Origin of the sequence: Micromonospora sp. DH13, from assembly GCF_020873825.1 — a bacterium.
Classification (GTDB): domain Bacteria; phylum Actinomycetota; class Actinomycetes; order Mycobacteriales; family Micromonosporaceae; genus Micromonospora; species Micromonospora haikouensis.
On sequence record NZ_JAHWGR010000017.1, the window covers coordinates 1 to 25,523 of the forward strand.

27 protein-coding genes and 1 CRISPR repeat array are annotated in these 25,523 nt (G+C 69.0%); of the genes, 12 read left to right on the plus strand and 15 right to left on the minus strand.

Features of this window, described 5'->3' with window-relative positions:
• Positions 1-680 precede the first annotated feature (680 nt).
• Positions 681-1,685: a CRISPR direct-repeat array (repeat unit 29 nt; unit sequence CTGTTCCCCGCGCACGCGGGGGTGATCCC).
• Positions 1,686-1,929: 244 nt separating this feature from the next.
• From LPA42_RS34490 to LPA42_RS17830, 3 genes are all read right to left on the minus strand, one after another.
• Positions 1,930-2,343, minus strand: a complete 414-nt coding sequence (locus LPA42_RS34490; protein WP_077937981.1) for a replication initiator — start codon at positions 2,341-2,343, stop codon at positions 1,930-1,932.
• A gap of 1,126 nt (positions 2,344-3,469) precedes the next feature.
• Positions 3,470-3,844, minus strand: coding sequence for a hypothetical protein (locus LPA42_RS17825; RefSeq protein ID WP_144082670.1), 375 nt, complete (start codon positions 3,842-3,844; stop codon positions 3,470-3,472).
• Positions 3,845-4,179: 335 nt separating this feature from the next.
• Positions 4,180-4,710, minus strand: coding sequence for an ATP-binding protein (locus LPA42_RS17830; protein WP_198956592.1), 531 nt, complete (start codon positions 4,708-4,710; stop codon positions 4,180-4,182).
• A gap of 539 nt (positions 4,711-5,249) precedes the next feature.
• Here LPA42_RS17830 and LPA42_RS17835 point away from each other — a divergent pair.
• From LPA42_RS17835 to LPA42_RS17845, 3 genes are all read left to right on the plus strand, one after another.
• Positions 5,250-5,687 carry a hypothetical protein gene (locus LPA42_RS17835; protein ID WP_077937978.1) on the plus strand — a complete coding sequence of 146 codons (438 nt, stop codon included), beginning with the start codon at positions 5,250-5,252 and terminating at the stop codon, positions 5,685-5,687.
• 59 nt (positions 5,688-5,746) lie between these two features.
• Positions 5,747-6,355, plus strand: a complete 609-nt coding sequence (locus LPA42_RS17840) for an NUDIX hydrolase (protein WP_198956591.1) — start codon at positions 5,747-5,749, stop codon at positions 6,353-6,355.
• A 625-nt stretch (positions 6,356-6,980) separates the two neighbouring features.
• Positions 6,981-8,051 (plus strand): serine/threonine-protein kinase, encoded by a 1,071-nt coding sequence (locus tag LPA42_RS17845; protein ID WP_144082585.1) that lies wholly within the window; start codon positions 6,981-6,983, stop codon positions 8,049-8,051.
• An 823-nt stretch (positions 8,052-8,874) separates the two neighbouring features.
• Here the strand turns inward: LPA42_RS17845 and LPA42_RS17850 are convergent.
• The 4 genes from LPA42_RS17850 to LPA42_RS17865 all read right to left on the minus strand — a co-directional run bounded on the left by LPA42_RS17850 (position 8,875) and on the right by LPA42_RS17865 (position 11,857).
• Positions 8,875-9,015 carry a transposase gene (locus LPA42_RS17850; protein ID WP_158229394.1) on the minus strand — a complete coding sequence of 47 codons (141 nt, stop codon included), beginning with the start codon at positions 9,013-9,015 and terminating at the stop codon, positions 8,875-8,877.
• Between the two features lie 311 nt (positions 9,016-9,326).
• Positions 9,327-9,881, minus strand: coding sequence for a hypothetical protein (locus LPA42_RS17855; RefSeq protein ID WP_144082586.1), 555 nt, complete (start codon positions 9,879-9,881; stop codon positions 9,327-9,329).
• Positions 9,882-10,110: 229 nt separating this feature from the next.
• Positions 10,111-11,343 carry a PIN domain-containing protein gene (locus tag LPA42_RS17860; RefSeq protein ID WP_158229395.1) on the minus strand — a complete coding sequence of 411 codons (1,233 nt, stop codon included), beginning with the start codon at positions 11,341-11,343 and terminating at the stop codon, positions 10,111-10,113.
• Between the two features lie 292 nt (positions 11,344-11,635).
• The gene (locus tag LPA42_RS17865; RefSeq protein WP_074477664.1) at positions 11,636-11,857 is read right to left on the minus strand and encodes a winged helix-turn-helix domain-containing protein; all 222 of its coding nucleotides are present in this window, start codon (positions 11,855-11,857) and stop codon (positions 11,636-11,638) included.
• 563 nt (positions 11,858-12,420) lie between these two features.
• Here LPA42_RS17865 and LPA42_RS17870 point away from each other — a divergent pair.
• From LPA42_RS17870 to LPA42_RS17895, 6 genes are all read left to right on the plus strand, one after another.
• Positions 12,421-12,645, plus strand: coding sequence for a hypothetical protein (locus LPA42_RS17870; RefSeq protein WP_228986700.1), 225 nt, complete (start codon positions 12,421-12,423; stop codon positions 12,643-12,645).
• Positions 12,632-13,834, plus strand: coding sequence for a helix-turn-helix domain-containing protein (locus LPA42_RS17875; RefSeq protein ID WP_228986701.1), 1,203 nt, complete (start codon positions 12,632-12,634; stop codon positions 13,832-13,834). Before LPA42_RS17870 ends, LPA42_RS17875 begins: the two co-directional genes overlap by 14 nt.
• Positions 13,835-13,836: 2 nt before the next feature.
• The gene (locus tag LPA42_RS17880) at positions 13,837-14,076 is read left to right on the plus strand and encodes a hypothetical protein (protein WP_077936931.1); all 240 of its coding nucleotides are present in this window, start codon (positions 13,837-13,839) and stop codon (positions 14,074-14,076) included.
• A 74-nt stretch (positions 14,077-14,150) separates the two neighbouring features.
• Positions 14,151-14,516, plus strand: a complete 366-nt coding sequence (locus tag LPA42_RS17885) for a DUF4440 domain-containing protein (protein WP_077936932.1) — start codon at positions 14,151-14,153, stop codon at positions 14,514-14,516.
• An 80-nt stretch (positions 14,517-14,596) separates the two neighbouring features.
• Positions 14,597-15,409, plus strand: coding sequence for a MerR family transcriptional regulator (locus LPA42_RS17890; protein ID WP_077936945.1), 813 nt, complete (start codon positions 14,597-14,599; stop codon positions 15,407-15,409).
• A gap of 133 nt (positions 15,410-15,542) precedes the next feature.
• Entirely contained in the window at positions 15,543-16,382 is an 840-nt protein-coding gene (locus tag LPA42_RS17895) for an SDR family NAD(P)-dependent oxidoreductase (RefSeq protein ID WP_077936933.1), read from the plus strand.
• A 72-nt stretch (positions 16,383-16,454) separates the two neighbouring features.
• On the opposite strand, the gene LPA42_RS17900 is transcribed toward LPA42_RS17895, so the two are convergent.
• Positions 16,455-17,069 carry a TetR/AcrR family transcriptional regulator gene (locus LPA42_RS17900; protein WP_077936934.1) on the minus strand — a complete coding sequence of 205 codons (615 nt, stop codon included), beginning with the start codon at positions 17,067-17,069 and terminating at the stop codon, positions 16,455-16,457.
• 80 nt (positions 17,070-17,149) lie between these two features.
• Between LPA42_RS17900 and LPA42_RS17905 the strand changes: the two genes are divergently transcribed.
• Positions 17,150-18,022, plus strand: coding sequence for an NAD(P)H-binding protein (locus tag LPA42_RS17905; protein WP_228986702.1), 873 nt, complete (start codon positions 17,150-17,152; stop codon positions 18,020-18,022).
• A 26-nt stretch (positions 18,023-18,048) separates the two neighbouring features.
• On the opposite strand, the gene LPA42_RS17910 is transcribed toward LPA42_RS17905, so the two are convergent.
• The 6 genes from LPA42_RS17910 to LPA42_RS17935 all read right to left on the minus strand — a co-directional run bounded on the left by LPA42_RS17910 (position 18,049) and on the right by LPA42_RS17935 (position 22,752).
• Positions 18,049-18,441: a nuclear transport factor 2 family protein gene (locus tag LPA42_RS17910; RefSeq protein WP_077936936.1), complete on the minus strand. Its 393-nt coding sequence runs from the start codon at positions 18,439-18,441 to the stop codon at positions 18,049-18,051.
• A 10-nt stretch (positions 18,442-18,451) separates the two neighbouring features.
• Positions 18,452-19,318, minus strand: coding sequence for a pirin family protein (locus LPA42_RS17915; RefSeq protein WP_077936937.1), 867 nt, complete (start codon positions 19,316-19,318; stop codon positions 18,452-18,454).
• Positions 19,319-19,425: 107 nt separating this feature from the next.
• Positions 19,426-19,926, minus strand: a complete 501-nt coding sequence (locus tag LPA42_RS17920; RefSeq protein WP_077936938.1) for a MarR family winged helix-turn-helix transcriptional regulator — start codon at positions 19,924-19,926, stop codon at positions 19,426-19,428.
• A 43-nt stretch (positions 19,927-19,969) separates the two neighbouring features.
• On the minus strand, positions 19,970-21,580 hold the full coding sequence (locus tag LPA42_RS17925) for an MDR family MFS transporter (protein ID WP_077936939.1): 1,611 nt from the start codon (positions 21,578-21,580) through the stop codon (positions 19,970-19,972).
• 32 nt (positions 21,581-21,612) lie between these two features.
• Positions 21,613-22,209: a TetR/AcrR family transcriptional regulator gene (locus tag LPA42_RS17930; protein ID WP_077936940.1), complete on the minus strand. Its 597-nt coding sequence runs from the start codon at positions 22,207-22,209 to the stop codon at positions 21,613-21,615.
• A gap of 75 nt (positions 22,210-22,284) precedes the next feature.
• Positions 22,285-22,752 (minus strand): MarR family winged helix-turn-helix transcriptional regulator, encoded by a 468-nt coding sequence (locus LPA42_RS17935; RefSeq protein ID WP_077936941.1) that lies wholly within the window; start codon positions 22,750-22,752, stop codon positions 22,285-22,287.
• Between the two features lie 109 nt (positions 22,753-22,861).
• Here LPA42_RS17935 and LPA42_RS17940 point away from each other — a divergent pair, with 109 nt between their 5' ends.
• Entirely contained in the window at positions 22,862-23,509 is a 648-nt protein-coding gene (locus LPA42_RS17940) for a ferredoxin--NADP reductase (RefSeq protein ID WP_077936942.1), read from the plus strand.
• Here LPA42_RS17940 and LPA42_RS17945 read toward each other — a convergent pair.
• Positions 23,503-24,429 (minus strand): oxidoreductase, encoded by a 927-nt coding sequence (locus LPA42_RS17945; protein WP_077936943.1) that lies wholly within the window; start codon positions 24,427-24,429, stop codon positions 23,503-23,505. The genes LPA42_RS17940 and LPA42_RS17945 overlap by 7 nt on opposite strands.
• A 124-nt stretch (positions 24,430-24,553) precedes the next feature.
• On the opposite strand from LPA42_RS17945, the gene LPA42_RS17950 reads away from it, so the two are divergent.
• Positions 24,554-25,420: a helix-turn-helix domain-containing protein gene (locus LPA42_RS17950; protein ID WP_077936944.1), complete on the plus strand. Its 867-nt coding sequence runs from the start codon at positions 24,554-24,556 to the stop codon at positions 25,418-25,420.
• The last annotated feature ends 103 nt before the right edge of the window (positions 25,421-25,523 follow it).

Here is a 25,523-nt window from a genome sequence, read left to right on the forward strand (position 1 = left end):
AACCGGCTCCTACGGAGCCGCCGCCCCGGCCGCCTACGGCGCCGGGGCGGAAAGTCAGCCGGCCCGCAAACCACGCCCCGCCCCGCGCGTCACCCCTGGTTCCGTGAGGAACCGGTGACGAGTCCCGAACTGACCGGAACCACGCGACATCTCTCCCGTCGGTCTCTTCCATCCTCGGAACACTTCACCGCGGACCGGTCGACGGTCGCCGGGGCGAGTTGCCGAACGGAACACGTCGGCCGCTTCCGGGTCCGGTGTGGGGAAGGAGTGAAGGTGGGTGAAGGGGGCGGCGGGTGGGTGCGGGGTTGGGGTTAGGGCTGCCTCCGGCGGGGGCCCAACGACTCCGGGATGGAGTTGCCGAACGGTTGCGGTCGTGGGTGGTTGGGGTGGGATGCCATCCCGTCCACCGCCGACCCAGGCAGAGCCGAGCAGACCAGGGCCAGGGTGACAAGGTCGTTCGTCCGGTAGGGCGCTCCACCTTGTCACCCTGGCCCTGGCCCGCTCCACGGTGTGTGGGTCGGCGGCGGACGGGATGGCAGGGGCGGGGGCGCGGTGCGCGCCAAGCGCGGCGAGTCAGCGGTACCTTGTCACCAGTAACCGGCGGCACAGGCGGAGGGATCTTGGGCGAGGAAGTGAATGAAATCGGCGCTGTTGATCTTTAGCGGCCCAGGTCAGAAAGTCTGTTCCCCGCGCACGCGGGGGTGATCCCTAGCATTTGGCATGCGGGACCCCGACGAACAGCTGTTCCCCGCGCACGCGGGGGTGATCCCGACCCCGAGGAGTGCCGCCCGGGGCTGTCCATCTGTTCCCCGCGCACGCGGGGGTGATCCCGGCCATCGTGACCCCGTTCGTCCCCGGGTCGACTGTTCCCCGCGCACGCGGGGGTGATCCCGCGTCGACGCAGCTCATCTCCGAGCGGCTGATCTGTTCCCCGCGCACGCGGGGGTGATCCCCCGGTCGATGACGAACAGCTTGCCGAGGTACGCTGTTCCCCGCGCACGCGGGGGTGATCCCCCCGGAGGGTCGTGCCGTCGTCGAAGGTGACGCTGTTCCCCGCGCACGCGGGGGTGATCCCGGGCCCCCGGAGGAAGGGGGCCCGCGCTGAAACTGTTCCCCGCGCACGCGGGGGTGATCCTCGCCATCTCGCCAAGCAGGGATGGCCGGCGGCCTGTTCCCCGCGCACGCGGGGGTGATCCCGCGACCAGGTCGATGCGCGCCGGCAGGTTCAGCTGTTCCCCGCGCACGCGGGGGTGATCCCCACAGGTCCGCGATCTCGGGCGGACAGAAGCGCTGTTCCCCGCGCACGCGGGGTGATCCCAATCCCTTTACGCGCATGGCGTGGTTCTTGCTCTGTTCCCCGAGCACGCGGGGGTGATCCCACCGTCCGGGCCTGGGTGTCGATGTCGAGCCACCTGTTCCCCGCGCACGCGGGGGTGATCCCCCCGGTCGTCCGGTGGCCGGTCGTATCTTCGGCTGTTCCCCGCGCACGCGGGGGTGATCCCGAAGATCACCCCGGACCCTTCGAGCCCTAGGCCTGTTCCCCGCGCACGCGGGGGTGATCCCAGCATCGTGTCGATGCTGACGGCCGGCGGGTGCTGTTCCCCGCGCACGCGGGGGTGATCCTCAGGCGCTCTACCACCAGCCGGCGGCGACCGGCTGTTCCCCGCGCACGCGGGGGTGATTCGGGCAGCACAGAGGCAGCGAAACGGTTGCCAGCCGTTGATGGTGCCCGAGGCTCGACGTGCACCACGGCCACCTGAGCGGCACCAGAAGGCAACGGCTTGCAGCCGATGATGCGCCATGTCGGCGTTCACACCGAAGAGGTCACTGGTTCGATCCCAGTATCGCCCACGCAGATCAAAGGCCACCTTCCATCGATGAAGGTGGCCTTTCTGCTGCCCGTACAGCAGCGAAGCACAGCAGTTCTCGTCAGTGCCCGAGTGACTCACCGAGGCGCTTGAGTGCCTCCCGGGTCGCCGTGGACGAGACCTGGGTGTAGATCTCCATCGTCACCGAGAACCGGGCGTGCCGAAGGATCTGCATGGCAACCCGTGGATGCACGTCGAGGTCGGCCAGGAGGGTGGCACAGGTCCGGCGGGCACGCCGGTTGCCGCACGCCTTGTAGAGCACCCGATCGGGCAACTCATCGGTGTGCTGCTCGGTTAGGACCCGTCCGGTGTCCCGGTCGACGGCGGTCATGGTTCCGGTCAGCCGGATCGGACGGGCACAACCGCCAGCGGTTCGAGTGTGTTCGAGCCAGCCGAAGTAGTCGGGGGTGGTGGCCCGATGCAGGGCCTGGGCGGCACGACCGCCGGCGACGCCGGGACGGTGCAGGGTGGACACGGTCTCTCCTCAGGGCGGGTGCCAGGGACGGGCGACGAACCGCCACCGGTTGTCGGAACGCTGTCCGTCGGTGGTGTTCGTGGTGTCTCCTGGCACCGCCTGGAAGGGCGGCTGACGCCGGAGGGCGGATGTGGCTGACCGCCGTTGGGGACGTGGATCTTCCAGTTTCTGGGCCTGGGTGAGGCCGGGACGGGTGGGGTGCCTGAAGGTCGGCATCCGGCGGGTTGCCGCAGGCGAGCCCCACCCGTCGAGGAGAGCGAATCCGGGCCATCGTGACGGCGGGAAGGCCGTGCTGGGCCACTCAGCGGATTTCGGGACCGACATCGCGGCCAAGGTGATCGAGAACCGGCGGGATCTGGCCCGCATCAGCGGCAGGAAGACCGCTCAGCATCTCCGTGGTCGAGTCCAGCGATCCGGCAGGAAGGCCGCACTGGCGTGATCGACGACCGCCAGAGTAGCACCGGGTACCGACTCGTCAACCCGTCGTGAACCTCGGTGCCGAGCGGGGCCGGACCGGCTACCGGCCAATGTGGGAGAACTTTCTGTACGTCTTTCAAGGCGGCCCTTGACGGGCCGCACGCGCCGCCGCCTGGGCGCGCGTCCGTCGCTCCGCTGGCGCTCCGACTCCGGCCACGCAACACACCCGGCGGCTGGCGCGGAGAGCGGGAACCCCAGGGGCCGCCGCAGACGGGATGGCGGAGGAGTGTGGTGAGATCCGTTGCCGGCAGCCCGCCGCGCCGCGCTTGAGCAGCGCGGCGCAGGTGACGCGCCGTCGGGTCCGCGCGGCAAGCCCCAAGCACGGGGGCGGTGTCCGCCGAGGGCATGCCGGTTGCCCAGGAGCCGGCTCCGCAGCCGCTCACGCCCAGGTCAACTGCTCACCTGGGAGGGGGAGGGTGGTCGCCGATGGTCAGCTCCGACCCCAGGAGCTGGGTCCGTGCCGGGCGAGGTCAGGTCAACTGCGCCACTGTGGCGGCGTCCGTCGGGGGCGCGGTCCGGGGCAGAACCCGGCGTCGGCGCGACACGAAAGCCGACTCCGCTCACTCCTCCGGCGTCCGTACGCCCGTCAAGGCCGGCTTGACGGGCGGGGAAATGATAGACAGATGCAAGAGGCGGCCTTTTGGTCCCTCTAAACTCTCTTCTTCATTGCTATGACGACCTGCTCGTGCATTGCCGACAGCACGTAACCTTTGATGGTCCGGTGGGTCGGTTGGTCGAGCTTCACCAATGTTTTCTTAACAAGATGGTGTTCCAGCGGGCTATCGTCGGTCCGGTCTCCCGGGTGGTATTCATATACCTGGACCCACAAGTCTAATTCGCTCGGATCGAGAGCGAGGATCCTCGCCCGCGACTCCACGCCGGGTCGGGGTATTGGTCCTGGTGCACTCATGTGCTCAGTCGATTTGTAAAGTGCATCAAGTTCACCCAATAGGTCTTTAAGCATTTCCAGCTCAAGAGCCTTTCGGCCCTGACCTTTGGCAATTTTGTAGGCTCTTATGGTCAAGAAGAGACCGAGTAAGCCCGCGCTAGTGGCAAGCGTGTAAAACAAGACTTAGCCAGTCAAGCCAGTCGCGATGCACATTGACATTGAAGCATGCGCAGTCAAGCCGTCCTTGGCGCACCCAATAGTCTTAACGCGCGTATCAGGGCAGGTCGCAGCGGGCTGGCTGTTGCCTGGAGGGCAAGGAATCTGCCGGGGCACACACGGGGCACAAGACACTGTGAAACGTCGGCAACCGGCCATCAACGACGCGAGCCCAGGAGCAGGCGTGACCAGTGCGCCGACCAGGCTGCCGCAGGTCACGGGAGAGGCAGTCTAAGTTCCGCTTCAACTCACCCTCATGGCCTCCGTGTGGCCTGGGCTAGCTGTCCTACCGGATAGTTGAGGTCGCCGGGCCGGGAAGTCTCTTCGCCTTCGTCGTGTGGTTCCTCGGAAGCGGTGGCGATCCAGTCCAGGACTTCCGGGTCGATCACTCCATACCCAGGGCTTTCGTTGCGGACTGCCAGCCGCCTTAGCAGCTCATCTCGTTCGACCGGGAAGTGCAACAGCCGCCACGTCGCACCGAGGCTTGTTACGAGCTGCTTGTACTCGTCGCGCTCGCTGCGTCGGCCGAGTCCGTGATCGAGAACGACCGTACGACCGGACTTGACCGCCGTGATTAGCTGGCGCCGAACCGCGTCCACAACGGGGCCTAGCAGGTCCAGGTGCTGCTCTGTGGGGTAGTCCTTCCCGAGCCGTCCATGGCGCGTCATCATCTGCTCATCCACGGACAGTCGCAGCACCCCATCGCGTTCAAGCGTGCGGGCATAGGTTGATTTGCCCGAGCCGGGTAGGCCGACGAGCAGATAGACCACGGGCGGCGGCTGCATCCGACTACTATATGCGCTCTGGCAGACACTGAGGGTGCGCTCGACAGCAGCGCCGACAGCAACAAGACCAGTCGTGAGCAACCGGGGATGACCGGATGCGGACGGTTGCCCGAGGTGACGGACGTGCGCGGACGTAGGCAGACGAGGTGCCCAAAACTTACAAGCGAGGGGTCTGTGCCTTCCGGACTGGGGTAAGGCCGTCGCCCAGACGGGGGAACGTCGCCCTCGGTTCCTGAGGGTGACGGTCGATGCCTAGCGCTTTCTTGGGTAAGGCGCCGAACGCCCGTATAGTCCAATAATCGGTTGTTTGCATGGATTTGGGCAGGTGGCTGGGTGCGTTGCCGGGGCGGGCCGTTCTTGCCAGTCGAGTGGACCGGCTGCTCGGTGCTTGCTTGCTCGCTGGGTGCCCGAAGTGGCGGTCAGCACCGGTGATCGGCGGAGGCGTTGCGACGGTGGTCGAGAATGACCGTGACGTACAGTCGCGGTGCGGGCGTAGCGTCAGGCCGAGATTCCGGCACCGGTGTGAGGGAGGGGCCAGGATGTTCGGTTCGAAGAAGAAGCTCAACGATCTGATGGCGCAGCTCAGGCCCGACCTGAGTCGGGAATCGCTCGGCGTCGGGCTTAACTTCCCGGGCGTCGCCCCGAACCCGCTCCTGAGCAGTGATGCCCGGAAGCGCAATGCGGAACTGCGCACGGGGGCGCTTGCGCTCGGCGTTCTCGTCGACTGGCGGGAAGTGAACAGCAACCCTCGCGTGGTCCTGATGTTCGACGTGGAGACCGCTGAGGGCATCTCGTTCCGCGGTATCGCAGACGAAGACCTCACGATCACCGAGCTCACCCGACTCGCCCCAGGACAGACGTTGCCCGTGCGCTACCGGCCGGCCGTCATGGACCACTACGTAGCCCTTGCCCGAGACGCGGACCCCGCCCATGTGCAGCAGCTCTCTGACCAGATCGCGAGCCGCAGGCGGACCTGAACCGTAGCCAGTGGCCGGATCCCTAGCGCTCTTCCAGGTAGCGGCGAGCAAGTCGTCTGATGATGACGGTTGACCTAGAGTCGGTAGCCGTGGTTTCGCAGTTACTTCGCCTCGCAGCCTACGGGGTGTGTATCGACGACGATGGCCGCATCCTTCTGGCCCGATACGTCTCCCCGGACCGGGCGCAACGGCACTGGACCTTGCCGGGCGGCAAGGTCGAACACGCCGAGGACCCTTACGACGCAGTCGTACGAGAGGTGGCCGAAGAGACCGGCTACACGGCCGATGTCGTAAGCCTCCTGGGTGTCGACTCCCGAACCTGGCACGTGGATTGGGCAGGCCCGACGGGCGGCGAGCTGCACTGCGTAGGCATCTTCTACAGCATTGCCCTCGTAGGCGGCGAACTGCGCCACGAGACCGACGGCTCGACGGACATGGCTGCCTGGGTCCCGATATCCGACGTCCCGGACCTCGAACGGACAGTCATCATCGACACCGCGTTGGACCTGCACCACAACAGGCCGGCGAGCGGCCACGTCGAGCCAGTCCCGATCGGCGGCCTGTGCGCTATTAACCCCGCCGTGCTGACCGCCATCCCGGTCATGACAAACGTGTGGTGGAACGCTGATGTGAAGCAGCAGCCGGGACACGACAGGAGCTGCCTATGATCTGTTGCCGAATTGGCCTGGGCTAGATCAAGGCACTCCGCGCGGCGCGGGCCGGGGCGCGGCAACCGGCTCCTACGGAGCCGCCGCCCCGGCCGCCTACGGCGCCGGGGCGGAAAGTCAGCCGGCCCGCAAACCACGCCCCGCCCCGCGCGTCACCCCTGGTTCCGTGAGGAACCGGTGACGAGTCCCGGACTGACCGGGACCACGCGACAGCACACCCGCCGGTCTCTCCCCCTCGTGGACCTCACCGCGGACCGGTCGACGGTCGGCCGGCGAGTTGCCGAACGGAACACGTCGGCCGTTCCGGGGCCCGGTGTGGGAAAGGAATGAAGGCGGGTGAGGGGCGGGGTTGGGGTTAGGGCTGCCTCCGGCGGGGGCCCAACGACTCCGGGATGGAGCTGCCGAACGGTTGCGGCCGCGGGTGGTTGAGGTGGGATGCCATCCCGTCCACCACCGACCCAGGCAGAGCCGAGCAGACCAGGGCCAGGGCGACAAGGTCGTTCGTCCGGTAGGGCGCTCCACCTTGTCACCCTGGCCCTGGCCCGCTCCACGGTGGGTGGGTCGGCGGCAGACGGGATGACTTCCGGGTTCAGAGGCAGGGATCGAGATGCCGTAACGTACCAATGTGGACTTTGGAGTGATCAACGACCGGTACGAGATCAAGCGCCGTCTCGGATCTGGCGGCATGGGAGAGGTTTGGCTCGCCTATGACTGCTTACTCGGCAGGAACGTTGCAGTCAAGTTTGTTGGCGAGAAGGAGCTTCGCGAAACGCCAGAGGCTCACAAAATTCTTCGAGATGAAGCTAAGGCCGCAGGAGGTCTTCTCGGATGTCCTCAGGTAGTAAGCGTTTTGGACCTCTTAGAGGCGTGCACTGAGATTCATCAGGGCCCCGCTTTGGTGATGGAATACGTGGAGGGGTGCAACGTTGCGGAATGGATAGGAACTTACGCTCCGCAGCTTGACGAAACCACGCGGCACATTATTGGTCTCTACATTACATTAGAAACCATTCAAGCTATTCAGGCGGCCCATGCGCGAGGGATCCTGCATCGGGACATCAAGCCAGGAAATATACTGCTGTCGGTTACTGGTAGGGTGAAGGTCGCCGACTTTGGTTTAGCCCGAGTAGTTGAAGCCATTACGCGCACCCATACCGTGTGGGGTAAGCAGACTCCTCTCTATGCCGCGCCTGAGCAATGGCGAGGCGAGAAGCCAGGAATGCAAACGGATATCTATCAACTGTGCGCAACGGTGTATCACTTACTTGCGGGGCGTCCGGCAAATCAGGGATCCAGCCTGCTCTCCTTGCTGCATTGGCATGAGTCGGGGGAGCTTACCTCTCTTTCGGAACTCGCGCCATCGCTCGACAGGTCTTTTGCGGATGAGGTCTGTAACGGGCTATCCCCGTCACCTGAGGACCGCTCAGATTTGTGGGAGATATTCGACACTGCATCCGTTGCATTCATGAAAAGACTGGATTTGTACGTAAACGTTGAAGGGTGTTCCGAAGACAAAGTTGCTCTAATTGAAAAGATTACTGACCTGGAGTTTGAGAACTCGGAAGGCGGGGCGGAGTTTCCTCACGCCCCCGAGGCTGCGCAAGAGGCCATAGCTGCCGTTCTTATGGGGGCTAATTGCAGACTGTCTTTCGCTTCAGATGCTGAGGTGGAAGAGGGTGTAGACGCCCAAGGGTAGGTAGCGGTAGTTTTGCATGTGTCGGTGCAAGGCTCGCCTGTGCGGCCACCCGTATAGCCATGCTGGCCGACGTGTGCGGCACGACGCCGGCGGGAGCCGACTGGCACGAGCAGTCCAGCGGCCGGCACCGACGGTGGCCGACAGCAGCTCTAATCTTGCAGGGGAGAGGCAGCAAGACGGCTGGTAAATGCCGACAAGGCCTGCCACTGGTCGGCGTAGCGGTCATGCTCAGCGGCACCAGACGGCAGCGGACGACAGGCCGCGGTGCGCCGTACCGGCGTTCACACCCCGAAGAGGTTACTGGTTCGATCCCAGTATCGCCCACACTGAATACGGCAAGCTCAAGGCCCCTCGATCGAGGGGCCTTGTTCGTGTCTGTCGATCAATGATGGTCGGGAGGCAGTGAACGATGCCGGTGTTCGGCGGTCGCGTTCGCTGGTTGAGTGCGCGGGTACCGGTTCAGCGTGGCGGATGTCTGATGCCCGGTACGTCGTCAGGGGCGACGGCCTCCCATGGCCCGGCATGACCGGCAGAGGATCCACTTAAGAACCTTGGTTGTGGTCTCGGATGACGTGAACACCCACTCGCTGCGCCCGCCGTTGCCTGCGCAGTCGGTGCACACTAGCCAGGGCTGCCATCCTTGCTCGGTCTCGTGAGTAGTGTTCGCGATGACCACCGCATCCCGGGCGGCGGTCTTGACCTCGCCAGCGAACCCAGCAGCCATCGTCTTGACCTTACGGCCCGGGATATACACCGCCTTCTGCCCGGCCAGCATCAACATCGCCCGCAGCAGCGCGGTCTCGCAGCCGACCAGGTCGACCGCTCACACCACCTCGTCATCCGCGCCGACCCGCCCGATCAAGTCCGCGATCGCCTGCTGATCGTTGGCCACCCGCGTCGACCACAGCACCCGCCCGGCCACGTCCACCGCCGCTGCGTGGTGAGCCTGCTTGCCCGCGTCCACGCCTATCCATACCTGCACCAAGCCGTCCTCCCGAAGCACCCATATCCAGGTCACCTCGGACGACCCCGCCGGCAGTTCCTTAGCAAGCGACGACTCACAGATCTCAATCAGCGGTCAAGGGCGCCCTGGGCCGGCTGGGTGGCCGCTCGTCCATAGCCACCTGACGGCAAACGACCTTGAGCCACACCCAACCAACCCGGCGGCCCGGAACATCATCCAGACGCAAGAACCCTAAGAAACGACCTTGTCGCCCTGGTCCTGGCCCGCTCCACCGTGGTGTGGGTCGGCGGCGGACGGGGTGGCAGGTTAGGTCAGGAGCTGGGCGGAAGCGGGTACTTCCACATCTGCTCCTCACCACCTGAATCCCTACTGAACCAACGAACTGAGATAGTGCTATCGCTCGTCTCCAATGTCGGAACAGCAAGGAACGTCAACGCCTCATCAGGTGCCAGAGTCTCGGCGCTTGGTGTGCCCATAACCATGGAGCGATGTGCGGTGACGCGTACATTTATCGCAACCTCGTTGCCCAGGTTCGTCAGCTGATAGGCATCTCTCTCAAGATGTTGGAGCGACCACGTTACACGCGGTGCAGTCGCAGCCCTCTGCCCAGCAGCAATAACCTCGAGAGCTTCGACCACCCGGCGCGTATAATCCTCGGTCAACCCGGCGGCCCGCTCCGCCCGACTTGCCGCAGCACGCGCCAACTTCGTCTGCTCTTCTTGGCCAATCCTGGTAGTTTTCTCCTGCCGGATCATGACCACGGTCGTCGCGATGCCCACCATCAGGGCCACAAGAACACCTGAAACAGTGGCTTGGTCCGCCACCTTTTGCCAGTCGAATTCCTGCGGCGCTGAAATCAGTAGCACGGGATAACAGTAAGGCCAGCGTGCAAGGCCTCACGACCGGGTGAACAGCTTGGCTTGACAGCCACTCATGCTGCCAAGGAAGCCGACCAGATCCGACGCCACACCGAGGTCACCGTTCGACTAGCCATCCGGGGATTTACTTGATCTTTGCAAGGTAGGGGAGTGAGGAGGCAGCGGGTGGAAACCTCGGGTCTGGCCGCCCTTGGGTTGCGACGGTCAGGAGGCTGCCCTACTTCGACCTTTTTCGATTCATCCACGCATCGACAGCCATCATGATCAAGAAGGAGAGGGCTGCGGCTGACGAGTCAGACTGCGGAAGCGTGCTCGTCTTGGCGGAGGCCTGCCTGGGCAGGTGGTCGGGCGGGAATGACGCTTCCACCTCCTGCTGCCAGTTGGTCCATGTGCTCAGAACCCGGCTGACTTCTTCGGCGTCGAGAGCCTGTGGCGGCTTGCATCGCAGGACCGATGGGCGTGTGCCGGTCTTGTCCTGAGTCACAAGTACTCGGGCCTCCAGAGCGTTTGCTGCGGGGATGAAGCTTGGTCCGGCCAACACCATGAAGCCGGTGGCCAACAACCGGACCGTGGCCATGTACCAGTCCTGTCCGTCGATGCTGCGGGCACTCTCGTCCAATACACCGTCGAGGGTGAGCGAGGGCGTGTTGAACCACCCCAGCCCGGAGAGGGTCTCGCCCGCGTCTTCGCCGTCCCCCAGCCGGGTGCAAATAAGGCGCGGGTTCAGCCATCCATCGTCGGTCTTGGAGGCGAACGTCGGCAGATGTTCGGACAGTGCGTCCACGAGCAACCCGATCGTCTCCTCGCGGGCCAGAAGCGCGGGGAGGAACTCCGGGTCGGGGTCGGCCTGCTTCGCGAAGCGACTCAGGACGTCGTCCATGGAGGTGAGGTGGAAGAAGCGGCCCTCTATGCCTGCGAGGTCGCTCTTCATCGGCTCCGGGTACTCCGTGCCGTTGCCAAAGTCCTTCGTGTTCGTGCTGACGAAGTAGACCTTGTCGTCCTCGTGCTTGCGTGCGTACTCGACGGCGGTCAGCCAGATCGCGGCATCACGGGAGCCGGTCTTTTCACCTTTCTGGCCGCCGACCCGCTTGCATGGCGCGAGGACGTTGGACTCCCGGAAGAGCGCGTTCCGTAGTACCTCCGCGCTCGGCTGGATGACCTCGACCATCTGCCGATACGTGTTCCGCCAGTGCTTGCGATGCCGCTCCGTGTCGACCTGGCCGAGATTAGGCACTCCTCCCCACGGAACGTGCCGCTTCAGCTCCTTGAGCGCCGAAGCCGCCTTTTCGTGCGTCTCGGTGTACTGGAGAGCCCGTTGCGAGGCCAGTTCCTCCATGACCACCCACGGGACAGCGACCCGGACACCGGCCGCCCTGAGAGCCCGGAGGAGATCGGCGGTGCTGCTGTCTAGCGTCACGCCCCAGAGGACGTTGGTGTCCAGGATGATCAAGGGTAGTGGCTCCGTCCACGCCGGTCCGACTCTGCGGGCACACGTTCTCAGATTCAGAACTCGGATGCAGTATCGGTTTGCCGTCAGCGAGGCCAGTGCCCCCTGGCGGTGCGGCAGCTCAGGCCACCGCCAGGGTCGCTGCACCGCGAGGCAGTCGCCTCGTCCTTCTTCTCGGGAGCCGACTTGTCGATGCTCCATGTCTCGACTGCATCAACGGCGATGTGCCTGATCGCCGGCGAATGGGTAGGGCAAGCGCCGCCAGGGGCAGTCGTTCTAGTGTGGGCCGCCTGCCTCAGTCCGCTGGCTTGGCCTTGACGTAGACGCCCTCGCCTTGGCGGCCTTCGACCAGGCCCTCGGTCTTGAGGACCAGCATGGCTCCACGGATCGAGCCGTAAGAGACGTCGTACTCGGCCTTCAGCTCTGCTGTGGACGGGAGCTTGTCTCCCACGGCGAGCTTGCCGCTCCGGATCTGCTCGCGGATGGCCTCGGCCACCCGCTCGTACTTGGCGGGCATCTGTACTCCTCGGGTCGCACCCCCGAGTAGATCACTTTCAGAAAGCCGCATCAACTATGTCGAGCCGGCTAGACCAGGTAGACATAGTTGATTAAGCTGCGGGTCGTGTTCGTCCTCGGGTCGCACCAGGAGGGGCACAAGTCCGGTGCCTGCCCTCTTGTCCTGCCGTACGAGAAGAGACAGGCACCGGACCTAAGAGCAGCCACACCAGGGGCAGGCCGGTCCGGCGGTCGGGCCGTGCGCCGCTGTCGACAGCGAGGGACGGAGGGACATAAAGTGGAGCACCGATACGCCCGCCGAGCCGGGTGGTGACGGCCTCGCTAGGGGGTCCGGTGGTAGCAGCGGCACCACCGAGGGCAGCGGGAGCTACCGGACCACGCAGCACCTGTTGACGCCAGTAGAGGTCTGCTGGCAGCGCTTCCCGATGACTCGGTTCGACCGGCGAGGGTTCGATCCGGGAGCAGTCGTGACCTTCCTCCGTCGGGTCGAGGTCGACATGGACACGCTCTACCGAGATATCGTGCCGCTCCGGCCAACTGCCGCGCCCTATGTTCGGCGCGGCAGTGGTCGATCCTTCCCAGAGCACCACCACCGCGCTCCTATCCAAGGAGAAGCAGGTGCACGGTGAGGAGCGGGATCCGGCGCAGAGTCGGAGCGAGCAGATCCAGGCGGCCGAGCACGAAGCCGCCAAGCAACGACTCCTCGCGCAGGCCGAGGCGGAACGGATACCGGCCGAGGAGACCACCCGGGCGGTGCCCGACCGACGGTGGCGTCGTGGACAGCCTTGAGTCGCTGCCGGTGGGCCGGCGGGTCGCGTACTGGCGGGGCCGGCGGAGGTTGTCGCAGCAGGTGTTCGCCGATCGGCTGGGCAAGTCGAAGAGCTGGGTGGACAAGGTCGAGCGGGGTGTGCGGTCCCTGGACAGGGTGTCGACCCTGCACGACATCGCCGCCGTGTTGCGGATCGACGCGGCGGTGCTGCTGGGCCGCGACGCCCGGCCCGCCGAGGTGACCGGGCGGATCGAGGGCGTGGAGCGGATCCGGGAGGCGCTGTCGACGTACGACGTCGCGGTGGGACGCCCCGTGGTCGGCTGCCCGGGGGTGCCGGCGGACCGGGTGGGGCGGGATGTCGGGCATGCCTGGATCACCTTCCAGCACGCCCGGTATCCGCGGGTGGCCGAGCTGCTGCCGGAGCTGCTGGCCGACGCGCAGCGCGCGCACGCCGACGATCCGGGGCGGGGTCGGGCGACGGTGGTGGAGGCGTACCGGCTGACCGCGTCGCTGCTGGTGAAGCTGGGCGAGGCGGAGCTTGCGTGGCTGGCCGCCGACCGGGCGATGCTCACCGCGACCGGCGATCCGGTGTTGGTGGCTGCCGCCACGGTGCAGCTCGGCCAGGTGTTGCGCGCCTCGGGTCGGGTGCGGGCGGCGTTGTCGACGGCGCTGGCCGCCGCGTACCGGATCGCCCCGCCGGACCCCGACGACGCGTCACCGGCGGAGCTGTCGTTGTGCGGGTCGCTGCTGGTGCAGGGGGCTTTGGCCGCCGCCCGCCACGGCGACGACCGCACGGTCGCCGACCTGCTCGACGAGGCCGCCGCGATGGCCGCCCGGGTCGGCGACGGCCACGACCACCATCGGACCGCGTTCGGGCCGACCGCCGTGGACCTGGCCCGGGTGGCCGCCGCCCTCGATCTTGGCCACGCCCACGACGCCGTCACCTGGCACGAGAAGACGGTCACGCGCGACGGGTGGCGGTGGCTGCCCGCCGAGCACCGGGCCGCGCACCTGCTCGACGCCGCCCGCGCCTACCTGCACACCGACGACCCGGCCCGCGCCGCCCGCGCGCTGGTCGAGGCCGACCGCTTTGCGCCGGCGGAGGTGCGCCACCGCCCCGCCGCCCGCGACATCGTCGCCCAGGTCGCCCGCGACCCGCACGCCCCGGCCACGGTCGTCCAGCTCGCCGCCGCTCTCGGGGTGACCTGAGCATGACCGCGCCGTTCCTGTCCCTGGCGCAGATCCGAAACCGGCTCATCCTCACCGCCCGCTGGGTCCTGCGCGAGCACCGACCCGGGCCCGACGGGCGTTGCCCGATCTGCCGGAGATCGGGATGCGCCGTGGCCACCGCCGCCCGCAACGTCATCGACGCCGCCGAGGAAGTGCAGCGGGAAAGTGCAGCAATCCGGCCAGCCGCGCCGGACCGGGACGACCCTCAGCAGACCGGATGACCGGGGATGGCACCCGATCCGGCCGGCGCGCCGAGAGTTGACCCTCCCCCCGCGGGAGACCTGATCGTTGGGGCATGGAACTGAACTCGAAGCGAGGAACCGCGATCAACTGGCCGGAGCTGCCGGCGGTGATCAGGGGCTTTCTCCCCGCGCATGAGGCCCGGGAGACGGAGACCGCGGCCGGCGCGTTCGCTGCGGACGCGGTGGTGACGGATGAGGGCCGTAGCTACCGGGGGACGGAGGAGGTCCGAAACTGGCTGGTCAACGGGGGGAGTGGGTACACGTACACCACGGATTTCGTCGGTGCTCACCGGGTGGGTGAGGCCCGCTTCGACGTGGTGCAGCATCTGGAAGGTGACTTTCCGGGTGGCTCTGCGGACCTGCGCTACCGGTTCGTCCTGGACGGTGCCCTGATCACCCGGCTCACGATCGAACCGTGAGCCCCACGTCGGAAGGAAGCAACCCCTGAGCGCCACTGACCAGGAGATTCAGAACGTCGTGTGAGATGGATGCTGTGACGATGCGGAAAGGCTTGACCATCGGCGAGTTCGCCACCATGAGCCACCTGAGCGTGCGGACCCTGCGCCGCTACCACGAGGCCGGGCTGTTGGCGCCGGCCGCGGTCGACCCGCACACGGGTTACCGGTACTACCAACCCGAGCAGATCGCGACCGCGCAGGTCATCCACCGGCTCCGGCAGCTCGACGTGCCCCTGGCCGAGGTCAATTCGATCCTCGCCACCGACGACCCGCAACGGCGCACCGAACTCGTCGCGGGCCACCTGCGGCGACTTGAGGCCGAACTGGACCGCACCCGAGCCGCCGTCGTGTCGCTCCGCCAGCTGCTGCGTCCGGACGCCGCCGCGCTCGAGTTCGAACTGCGTTCCGTTCCCGCCCGGACCGTGGTCGCCATCCGGGCCCAGGTCCGGCACGAGCACGCGCTCGCCTGGTTCGACACGGCGATGACCGAGCTGGACGATGCCTTCCCGCCGGCCGAGCGCACCGGGCCCCCCGGCGGGCGGTACGCCAACGAGCTGTTCACCGACGGCGTCGGCCTCATGACGGTCTTCCGCCCGGTTCGCCACCCGCGCGGGACCGGCCGGATCGAGGTTGTCGAGTTGCCGTCCGCCGACCTCGCCGTCGCGGTCCACCGGGGGCCACACGACGACATCGACGTCACCTACGGCCGCCTGGGCGCCTGGGTCGCCTCCCACGCCCTGGGCGTCGACGGGCCCGTCCACGAGACGTACCTGGTCGGGCCGCGCGACACGGGGCACTCCGAGCGGTGGCGGACCGAACTCGGGTGGCCGGTGTTCCGCCTGGCCTCCGCCTGACGGTCCGGTGATCCTGACCGGATCCGAGCCTGGGGCGACCGTGATCACAGCCGCCGCCCCTGGACCTTCTCCCGAGGAGAGGGCCGAGGGTGGGACGAAGACAGGCAGGCACCGGACGAGGGACGGAACGAGCATGAAGACCTGGTTCATCACCGGAGGCACCCCGGGTGGGTTCGGCATGGCGTACGCCGAGGCCGCGCTGGACGACGGCGACCGGGTGGCGTTGACGACGAGACGGCCCGAAGAACTGGAGTCGTGGGCACGGCAGTACGGCGACCGCGTCCTGATCCTGACCACCGATGTCACCGACCAGAAGGCCGTCGAGCAGGCTGTGCGTGCCACCGAAGAACTCCTCGGCGGCATCGACGTGCTGGTCAACAACGCGGGCCGCGGCTGGTACGGCTCCATCGAGGGCATGGCCGACGCCGAGGTCCGACGCATCTTCGAGCTGAACTTCTTCGCCGTCCTCACCGTGATCCGTGCCGTCCTTCCCGGCATGCGTACCCGAGGCAGCGGGTGGATCGTCAACATGTCCTCGGTGGCCGGGCTGCGCGGTGTCGAGGGATTCGGGTACTACAGCGCCGCCAAGTCCGCGCTCGAAGCCGTCACCGAGGTGCTCCGCGCGGAGGTCGCCCCGCTGGGCATCCAGGTGATGGCGGTGGAGCCGGGCGCGTTCCGCACCCGCGCCTACGCAGGCTTCGCCGACGAAGCTGTCGAGGAGAGCATCCCGGCGTACCTGCCGATGCTGGAGAAGGTCCGCACCGCCATGATCGATCAGGACGGGAAGCAGCCCGGTGACCCACGGCGCGGAGCCCGCGCGGTGATCGCCGCGATGGGTCAGGACACCCCTCCGCGCCGACTTGTCCTGGGCAGTGCCGGATTCGACGCGGTCGTCACCACGCTCGAGGGCGCCCTCGACGACATCCGCGGCTCCGCCGCGCTCTCCCGAGGGGCCGACTTTCCTGCCACCTGATGGGCCGCAGGCCGGGCACGGGCGACCGCCACCAGGCCCGCCCGGCTGCCGCCCTCCTTCCCCGGGAGCCGTTTAGAGGTGGCTCGTTGCTCGGCCCAGTTGGGCGAAGGCCAGGTCCGCGTCGGCGACCGCCTCCGGGTGTACGTCGCGTGCGGTGCGCCCGGCGGCGACCTTCTGCCAGTTGGTGCGGGCGAGCACGCGTTGCACCGCGATCACCTGGGCGGCCAGCAGCCGGCCCCGGACGCCGGGGTCGAGGGCGGCGGCCAGAGCGTCCTCGTCATCGCGCATGTACTGCAGTAGCCGTCCCGCCAGGCTCGGGGTGCCGAACACCAGCCGGTGGAACGCCACCACCTCGGGGTGGTCGTTGAGGCCGGTCACGGGCTCGAAACGGTCGAGGCCGGCGCGGAAGTGCTGGTGCAGCGCCGCGATCGGCGCGGTGCCGGGGCGGCGCTCGCCGACCACGCGCGCGGCCTCGCCGTTGTGGTCCGCGAAGCGGTGCAGGACGAGGTCTTCCTTGGTGGGGAAGTAGCGGAACAGGGTGGGTTTCGACACCTCGGCCGTCGCGGCGATGTCGGACACGGACACCTGGTCGAACCCGCGCGCCAGGAACAGCGAGATCGCCGCGTCGGCGATCGCGTCCCGGGTCCGTGCCTTCTTGCGGGCCCGCAGCCCGACCGGCTCGCTCACCGCGCCAGCGTAACCTTTGTTACCGGGTTGCTTTTGTAACTTGGTAACGTTTGAATGGGCGCATGGGACAGCGTGCTGACGTGAGACCCGCAGGAGGGCCGCCGGTGCTCGTCACCGGGGCGACCGGGCGCATCGGCCGCGCCGTGGTCGACCTGCTGACCGGGGCGGGCGTGCCGGTCCGCGCCCTCGTGCGCCGCGCCGAGTCGGCGGCGACGCTGCCCGCCGACGTCGAGGTCGTCACCGGCGACCTCACCGTGCCCGCGTCGCTCGACGCCGCGCTGCCCGGCGTCGGCGCGGTCTTCCTGGTCTGGACGGCCCCGCCGCAGACCGCGCCGGAAGTCGTCGACCGGCTGGCCGCCCACGCGCGCCGGGTCGTCTACCTGTCCGCGCCGCACCGGACCCCGCACCCGTTCTTTCAGCAGCCGAACCCGATGGCGGCGCTGCACGCCGAAAACGAGCGGCTCATCGCGGCCACCGGGCTCGACGCGACGATCGTCCGGCCGGGCATGTTCGCGTCGAACGCCCTGTCCTGGTGGGCCGCCGCGATCCGGGGCGACGGCGTGGTCCGGTGGCCGTACGGCGCGGCCGAGACCGCCCCCGTCGACGACGGCGACGTGGCCGAGGTCGTCGCGCGGATCCTGCGCGAGGGCGGCCACGTCGGCGGCGACCACGTCCTGACCGGACCCGAGTCGCTGACCCAGGCCGAACAGGTGCGCATCGTCGGCGACGCGCTGGGCCGCCGGCTCACGTTCGAGGAGATGACGCCCGACGAGTTCCGGCGCGCCGCCCCGGAAGCCGCGCGCCCGGCCGTGGACATGCTCCTGGCCGCGTGGCGCGCCGCGACGGGACAACCGGCGTACGTCACCTCCACCGTGGCCGACCTGCTCGGCAGGCCGGCGCGCACCTTCCGCCAGTGGGTCACCGCCCACGCCCCGGAGTTCACCGGTGGCTGACGCCGGTCAGCTCCCGGGCCGCCAGCTCAGTTCTTGAGTGCCTGGGTGAGCACGGCGGTGTCCGCGGTCTGCCACTCCCGGACGAGGCGGCCGTTCTCCACCGTCCAGACGTGGGCGAACCGCGACGCCACCTCGACGCCCTCCTTCGTCACGGCGTGGTAGTGGCCGAGCACGAACACGTGGCCCTGGTCGTCCGCGTAGATCTCGTCGGCCTCGGCGCGCATCGAGCCGAAGAGTTGGAACAGCGGGCCGAAGAAGTCGCCCATCAGGCTCTCGTAGCCGTGGAAGACGCCGCCGTACGGGTAGCCCGGGGTGATGTCGACGACGATGTCGGGGTCCATGAGCTTGGCGGCGACGTCCGGCGAGCCGGAGTTCGCGTAGAGCTCGCGGACGAGGTCGATGTTGGCCGAGCTGGTCATGTCGTTCTCCTTAGCGGTCGGTGCCGGCGATCGGTGCGAGGCGGCCCATCTCGCCGGCCCGGTGGCGGGCTGCGGCGGCCTGGAGCTGGGCGTGGTCGTTCATGATGAACGGGCCGGCGGTGACCACGGGGTCGCGCACCTCTGCGCCGGCCATGAGGAGCAGGTGCGCCGGCTCGGCGGCGGCCAGCGTCACCCGGCCAGCGCCGCCCGTCAGCGCCACGGCGTGCGTGCCCCCGACCGGCACGACCCGGTCGCCGGTGCGGGCGGTCACGGTCCCGTCCAGCACGTAGGCGATCGCGTGGTGGGCGGCCGGCAGGTCGAACGGGATCTCGCCGCGCAGGTGGATGTCGAGCAGGGTGAACGGCTCGGTGGGGGACAGCGGCGAGGCGACGCCGGCGTAGGAGCCGACCACGACCCGGACCCGGGTGCCGTCGTCCCCGACCCACTGCGGGACGTCGGCGCCCTGCAGGTGGTGGACCCGGGGCGGGGAGAGCTTGTTGCGGGCGCTCAGGTTGACGAAGATCTGCAGCCCGTGCAGTTCCCGGCCGGGTGTCGCCGGAACCTCCTCGTGGATGACGCCGCTGCCGGCGTCGGTCCAGACGATGCCGCCGGGGCCGACGCGCAGGTCCACGCCGGAGGAGGCGCGGCTGCGTACGTCCCCCGGCGAGTCCTCGAACACGTAGGTCACGGCCGCGAATCCGGCGTGCGGGTGCGGGGAGAACGGAAGGCCGTCGACCCGGAAGTCGTCCAGCACGGCGACCGGCGAAGCGGCGACGCCCAGCTTCTCCAGGTCGACGGAGAGCAGCGAGGTGAAGCCGGGTATGCGCCGCTGCTCGGCCGCCACGACCGGGGAGAGCCCGACCTGAGATGTTGTCATGTCAACAAAGCTAGGGGCCTTACCGTGATACGTCAACAAAACTGGTGTTGGCGAACGACACACCGTGGGTGGCGGCCGGGGCCGCCACCCACGGTGTAAGGGGCAGCTCAGCGGTTGGTCGGGCAGGTGTCGTCGTCGCCCGTCGCCTCGCCGTGCTCGGCGGCCAGGTGCTGCGTGACGACGTCGGCGATGTCGCCGAGGACGTCCAGTTGCTCCGGGGTCAGCAGGTCGACGAAGCAGTGCCGCACCGCGGCCAGGTGGATCGGCGCCGCCGCCGTGATGGCGGCGGCCCCGGCTGCGGTCAGCACCACGTCGAATCCCCGGGCGTCGTCCGGGCACGGGGCCCGCTCGACGGTCCCGCGTGCCTGCATGCGGGCGATCTGGTGGGACAACCGGCTGCGCTCCCAGTCCAGGGCGCGGCACAGGTCCCGGGAGCGGATTCGCTGGCCGGGTGCCTCGGACACGTTCACCAGGACGGCGTAGTCGGCCTCGGTGAGCCCGCACTCCTGGTTGAGCTGCCGGGCCAGCCGAGCGGTCAACGCGGCGCGCAGGTGATGGAAGCCCCGCCACGCGCGGCTCTCGCGCTCGTCCAGCCAGTTGTGCTCCATGCGGCCAGCCTAGCGTTTGTTGACATGTCCCCTGGTCGCCCGCTCAGGCCGAAAGGGCCGGTGCGGGCGCCACGGGCCGTGCGGCGTCGTCCGGGCCGGTCGCGGTGTCCGCGCCCGTCTCGGTGTGGGTGGCGGCGAGCTTCTTCTCTGGCAGCAGCAGCGCCAGCACCAGGCCGGCGGCGAACAGGGGGATCAGGTAGCCGAACACCGGTGTCAGCGCGTGCTGGTAGGCGGCCACCACGGCCTCCTGCACCGAGGGCGGCAGCGAGTGCACGGCCGCCGGGGTGAGCGAGTCGGTGTTGCCGACCGCGCCGGCCGCGCCGCCGGAGAGCCGGAGGGCGAGCTGGTCGCTGAGCCGGCTGGTGAAGATCGCCCCGACGGCGGCGCTGCCGAGGGTGGCCCCGATCTCCCGGAAGAAGCTGTTCGCCGAGGTGGCGGTGCCGACGGCGGCGGCGGGGAAGTCGTTCTGCACGGCGAGGACGAGATTCTGCATGATCAGGCCGAGCCCGGCGCCGAGCAGGAAGATGTAGGAGCAGACCGCCCAGAGGGAGGTGTGCACGTCGAGGGTGGACAGCAGCAGGGCCGCCACGCCCAGCAGGACGGTGCCGATGATCGGATAGATCTTGTAGCGACCGGTCCGGCTGATGAGCTGCCCGGAGGGCAGGGCGGTGCCCATGATGCCGACGACCATCGGGATGAGCAGCAGGCCGGATTCGGTGGCGCTCACCGCGTAGACCATCTGCAGGTACGTCGGCAGGTAGACGATGACGGCGAACATGCCCACGCCGACCGTGATCAGGCTGAGCAGGGTGGCCAGGTTGAAGATCCGGCTGCGGAACAGCCACAGCGGGATGATCGGCTCGGCGGCCCGGCGCTGCGACAGGAAGAACAGCACCCAGCCGAGCGCGGCGCCGGCGGCCAGGCCCAGGATCAGCGGGTCGGTCCAGGCGTACTGCGTGCCACCCCAGACGGCGACCAGGACGGTGGCGGTGACCGAGGCGGCCATCAGGGTGATGCCGACGTAGTCGATGGAGACCTGGCTGCTCCGGCGCGGCAGGCGCAGGGCGAACGCGGAGATCGCCAGGGCGACGAGACCGACGGGCAGGTTGATCCAGAACGCCCAGCGCCAGTCGGCGTGGTCGGTGAAGTAGCCGCCGAGCAGGGGGCCGACCACGGAGGAGAGGCCGAAGACCGCGCCGATCGGGGCCATGTAGCGGGCGCGCTGCCGGGGCGGGACGAGGTCGGCGATGATCGCCTGGGAGGTGATCATCAGTCCGCCGCCGCCGAGCCCCTGCACCGCCCGGCCGATGATGAGCATGGTCATGCTGGAAGCGGCGCCGGCGATCAGGGAACCGGCGAGGAAGATGCCGATGCCGCTGAGGAACAGGGTCTTGCGGCCGATCAGGTCGCCGAAGCGACCGTACAGCGGCATGGCGATGGTGGCGGCGAGGATGTACGCGGTGGTCACCCACGCCATGTGGCTGACGCCGTTGAGCTCGCCGACGATCGTGGGCAGTGCGGTCGACACGATGGTCTGGTCGAGCGAGGCGAGCAGCATGGTGGCCATGAGGCCGGTGAAGATCAGGGCGAAGTGCGGCGGGAGGGTGAACGATCCACGCTCCCGGGTCGCTGTGGGCGCTTCGGTGTCGGTCATCGGGGTCTCCGGGTCTCCGGGTAGGGGTGAGGTCAGCGGGCGAGCAGGGCGCGCAGCGTGGTCACGGCGCGCTCGACGTACGGGACGGGGTCGTCGTCCTCGCCGGTGGTGAAGTTCTCCATGCCGGTCCTGACGACGGCCATCGCGAGGCCGGCGATCAGGCGGGGCATCTCGTCCTGCGGCTGGTCGCCGGTGCGCGCGGCGACGGTCACGGCCAGCTGCCGTTGGAATCCCTCGAAACCGGCGAGCATGGCGGCGAGGACCCCGGGATGTTCCTGGCCAAGGGCGAACATCGCGTGCAGCCCACCGCGCTCGGGTGGGTGGCGGGCCATGTCGCGCAGGAGCAGGCCGACCAGGTCCAGGAGCACGTCGCCCGGCTCTGCGGGGCCGGCGGCGGTGAACGCGGCGACGTCGTCGTCGGGCGGCATCGGCGGCATCGCGATGACCGCCGCCTCCTTGCTCGGGAAGTAGTTGAAGAAGGTCCGGGTGGAGACGCCCGCCTCGGCGCTGATCATCTCCACGGTCACCTTGGCGAAGCCCCGCTCGCGGGCGAGCCGCAGCGCGGCCTCCTGGATCTCGCGGTGCGTCTGACGGCGGCGTCGCTCGCGTAGTCCTTCGGTCCTGGTCATGCAGCCAATGTTGCACTCAGTGCAAAGACTTCACCAACTGCATGTTGTGCGCGTCACGCATCGGGTTGGCCGGCCTCACGGATGGTCGGGGCAGGTCGACTCCGTGGGCGGGTTGCCGGCCGACATCGCCGTCAGGATCCGCCGCAGGTGGTCGCGGTCCGTGTCGGTCAGGGCCCCGAACAGCGCCTCGCTCATCCGGTCGATCGACGCGTGGACCTCCGCGACCGCCGTCCTGCCGTGCGCGGAGATGGTGACGATGTGCCGGCGGCGGTCGGCGGGGTCGCGGCGGCGCTCGACCATGCCGTCGCCCTCCAGGTCGTTGAGCAGGCCCACCAGCACGCTGGCATCGACGTTGAGCTGCTCCAGCAGCTCCTGCTGCCCGGCGGCGCCCCGGCGCTCAAGGAGCAGCAGGACGTTCGCGTGTCGGGGCCGCAGCCGCGACGACGCGAGCTGGCGTTGCAGGAGCTCCCGGGCCCGTTCGCCGGCCTGCGAGAGCAGCACCGGCAGGGGGACGCCTGGCTCCGGGTTCGAGGCGGAGGTCACGCCACGAAGCTACCATTCCGCTGACCATCGGCGCGGTCAGATAGTTGTGGAACCTCAACGATCTGCTACGTTGAACGAAAGGCGTCCTGCCGCACCCCCAGGAGGAGTCATGGGTCTTCTCTCGTCCACCCCGCTCAAGTTCGCCGACCGCTGGACGGAGGACGACGGCGTGGCGGTCTTCGCGTTCACTCCCACCAGGCCCTTCCGGCACATCGCCGGACAGCACGGCCTCTTCGCCGTCAAGGGCGGGGGAGCCAAGCCGTTCTCCCTGGCCTCGGCGCCGGAGGACGACCAGGTCGTGCTCGCCACCAGGCTCGAATCCGGCAGCCGGTTCAAGAAGGCGCTCGCGGCGCTGCGACCCGGCGACCGGGTCACGATGCGGGGCCCGATCATGAAGTTCACCCTGGACGGGGCCGGCGACGACGTCGTCTTCCTCGCCCAGGGGGTGGGGATCACGCCGTTCCGCTCCCTGCTGCGTCACATCTCCGCCGCCGGGCTCGGCGTCCGCAGCACGCTGCTGCACGTCGGGGACGGGCACGCGTTCAAGATCGAGACGGAGCAACTCGCCAGCGACGCCCGCTACCACCGGGACCGCGAGGGCTTCGCGGTCGACCTCAAGCAGGTCGCCACGAACGCCCCCGCCGCCACCTACTACGTCTCCGGAGTGCCGCAGTTCATCGCCGAGACGAGCGCCGCGCTCAAGGACCTCGGCATCGGGCGCAAGCAGATCCGCAAGGACAACTTCCGCGGCTACTGACGGTCCCGGCCGGCGAGCGGGCCGCCGACGCCGGTCAGCTCCTCGGCCGCCGCCCAGAGCCGCTTCCCGGCCGCCGGGTCGGCGGCCCCGCGACCGAGCCGGGCCTCGGCGACCGGCCCCCACGTCTCCCACAGCCGGGCCGGCCCGAAGAACTGGCCGCCCCGCACGCCCGGCGCCGTCGCCGCGTGCAACTGCGGCAGCGCGCCCTGCTGCACCGACTGGGTGGTCAGCAGGCCGAGCCGCGCGACCGCCCGCCCGGCCCGGCCCCGGTGCGCCCAGGCGCGCGGGGTCAGGTTGGTGCGGGTGAGCCCGGGATGGGCCAGCACGCTGACGACCGGCGACCCGGCGGCGCGCAGCCGGCGGTCCAGCTCCACGCCGAAGACCGTGGTGGCGAGCTTGGACCGGCCGTAGGCGGCCGACCCCCGGTAGTTGCGCTCGTACATCAGGTCGGCGAAGTCGAGGCGCGCGGTGCGGTGGGTGAGCGAGCTGAGGCTGACCACCCGGGCCTGCCGCGCCGCCGCCAGGCTCTCCAGCAGCAGGCCGGTCAGCGCGAAGTGCCCCAGCAGGTTGGTGGCGAGGTGCAGCTCGAAGCCGTCGGCGGAGGTGCGGCGGGGGCCGAGCAGCACCGCACCGGCGTTGTTGACCAGCAGGTCGATGCGCGGGTGGTCGGCGACCAGCGTCGCCGCGAACGCGCGCACGGAGGCGAGGGAGGCCAGGTCCAGCTCGCGTACCTCGGTCTCGCCGCCGATGCGGCGGGCGGCCTCCCTGCCGGCGGCGGTGTCGCGGACGGCGAGCACGACGCGCGCGCCGTGGCGGGCCAGCTCGGTGGCGGTGACCAGGCCGAGGCCCGAGTTCGCGCCGGTCACGACGGCGACCCGGCCGCGCTGGTCGGGGATGTGGTCGGCGGTCCATGCGGTCATCTGCGGCTCCTCGAAGCGTCGGTGCGGCAGACGCTAGGCGGGGCGCGGGCCGGCTCCGGCGTTCCCGGTTGCCTAGGTTCGCCGGACCTACCCTCGGCGGTCCGGGCCGCGCCACACTGGCGGCATGAGCCATCCGTACGCCCGTGAGCTGGGCGACTTCCTGCGCGCCCGGCGCAGCCGGCTGCGCCCGCGCGACGTCGGCCTGGAGCCGGGCGGCCGGCGCAAGGTGACCGGGCTGCGCCGCGAGGAGGTGGCCCTGCTGGCGGGGCTGAGCACCGACTACTACCAGCGGATGGAGCAGGGCCGGGAGGTGCGCCCGTCCGACGACGTGCTGGCCGCGATCGCCGGTGCGCTCGGCCTCGACGAGCGGGAACGCCGGCACCTGTTCACGCTGGCCCGCGCCGCCCGCCGGCCGGTGCCCGCCCGCGCCGACCACGGCCCGGAGCGGGTGCCGGAGGGCACCCGGCGGCTGCTGCGGGTGCTGGACACCCCGGCGGTCGTGCTCGGCCGGCACCTCGACCTGCTCGCCTGGAACCCGCTGGCCCAGGCGCTGCTCGGCGACCCCGGCGGCCACCCGCCCGAGCGGCTCAACATGCTGCTGCTGATGTTCGACGACGCGCTGACCGGGCGACGGAGCTGCCCGGACTGGGAGCGCCAGGCCCTCGACTACATCGGCATGATGCGCGTCGCCGTCGCCGCCGACCCTACCCACCCGCGCGCCACCGCGGTCGTCGGCGAGCTGAGCATCCGCAGCGCCGAGTTCCGTCGGCTGTGGGCCCGGCACGACGTGCGCGAGTCGGTCAGCGGCACCAAGACGTTCCGGGTGCCGGAGGTCGGCGACATCGTCCTGGCCTGGGACACGTACCCGCTGCCGGGCAACCCCGGCCCGGTCCTGCTGGTCTTCACCGCCGAGCCGGGCAGCGCCGACGCGGACCGGCTGCGGCTGCTGGCGTCGCTGCGCGCGACCCACCCGGAGCCGTCGCCGCGCTGACGGCAGGGCCCCGAACGGCCGAAACCGTGCGGATTAATTGACCGACATGAATCATGGACGTAATGTGAGCGATAACATCGCGAGCTCGCGTGCGGGCCTTGCC